At 65.4% G+C, this 1,383-nt stretch carries 1 protein-coding gene; it reads right to left on the bottom strand.

Annotated features, from left to right (window positions below):
- A partial coding sequence (locus ACO1BU_RS37330; protein WP_424140899.1) for a DUF3141 domain-containing protein occupies positions 1-1,028 on the bottom strand: 1,028 nt, incomplete at its 3' end.
- Positions 1,029-1,383 lie beyond the last annotated feature (355 nt).

A 1,383-nucleotide genomic window follows, 5' to 3' on the forward strand; every position in this document is an offset into this window, starting at 1 on the left:
AACGCCTGCGGCGGCGGCGTGATGTTGTCGCCCTTGGAGCAGAAGACAACGATGGGTGAGCGAACCTTGCGCAAATCGAGCCGCACGCCGTCTTCCGTCACCAGCTCCGCGGTCGCCAGACGATTGCCGATGAAGAGCTCATCCACGATGAACTGCATCTCGTCCGCATTCAGCAGGACGTGGCCGTTCCACCACTTCTCGAAGCCAAGATAGCGCGCCGGCTCCGTGTCGATATGGGCGTGAACGTTGTACTGCTTGGACCAGAGTGTGTTCGCGGGGTCCAGGCTTTCGAAGTTCTGGACCAGCCAGGCGCCATCGAAGAGGCCGTGGCCGAGGTCCCCCAGCAGGGCCGTCGCCCAGGACCCACCGACCATGCCGCCTGAGTAGCGCATGGTGGGCCCGCCTCGCCATCCCGCCCAGTAGGAGAGCGGAGCGCCGGCGATGATGATGGGCCCGAACAGGTCCGGTCGCAGCGCCGCGCCCATCATGATCTGCCAGCCCGCCTGGCAGTTGCCGATGACGACCGGCTTGCCCTCCGCCGTGGGATGGGCCGCGACGACGTGCTCCAGGAAGGCGGTCTCGGCCCGGACCACGTCCAGCACTGTCTGACCCGGCAGCGGATCGGGCAGAAAGCTGACGAAATAGCAGATATGGCCGGCGCGCAGTGCGACGCCGATCTCGCTGTCCGGCTTAAAGCCGCCGATGCCGGGCCCGTGCCCGGCACGCGGATCGACGACAACGAAGGGCCGCTTCAGCGGGTCGATCACCACATCCTCGGGCGGGATGATGCGTAACAGGCTGTAATTGACCGGCCGCGGCAGTTGGGCGCCATCGACCACCATCTCGGCATCGAAATTCAGCACCGAGGGTGCGGGCTTGGCCATATGCTCGTGGTATTGGTTGCCGCGCTGGCGCAGGACGTCGAGGAAGAGGATATTCCGTTGCCAGAGATCCAGCAGATAGGCCGCTGCGTCCTGCAGCGGATCCGCCGTGTTCTGGAATGCTAGGTCTGTTACAGTCTGATCCATCGTCGCATGCTCCTCGAGCCATGACTCCAGTGGGCGGGGCCCACGGCGGAGGCGGGCAGACGCCGCGCTGTTGGACGGGCACGGGCCCGCCCCACTCTTCGCCACCGCAATAGCATGCCCGGCGTCGTGTTGTACCGCTGCAGCTGCTTGCACAGAACTGGCCCTCTTTCGGCAACGACACTTCCTGGCAGGATCGATGCTGTCGCGGCCGTTCATCGCAACAGCAGAAGACCGCGGACCTGTCCACCTCAACGCTGCAACCGACGAGCACCCGTTCGAAAGGATCTGGCAGAGATCGCGTCCAGCTCGGCCGAATCCCACCGGGTCGGCCTGCGACCCGGGCCTCATCCGCTGC

Source organism: Roseomonas chloroacetimidivorans, assembly GCF_049629625.1.
GTDB classification, from domain to species: Bacteria; Pseudomonadota; Alphaproteobacteria; order Acetobacterales; family Acetobacteraceae; genus Roseomonas; species Roseomonas chloroacetimidivorans.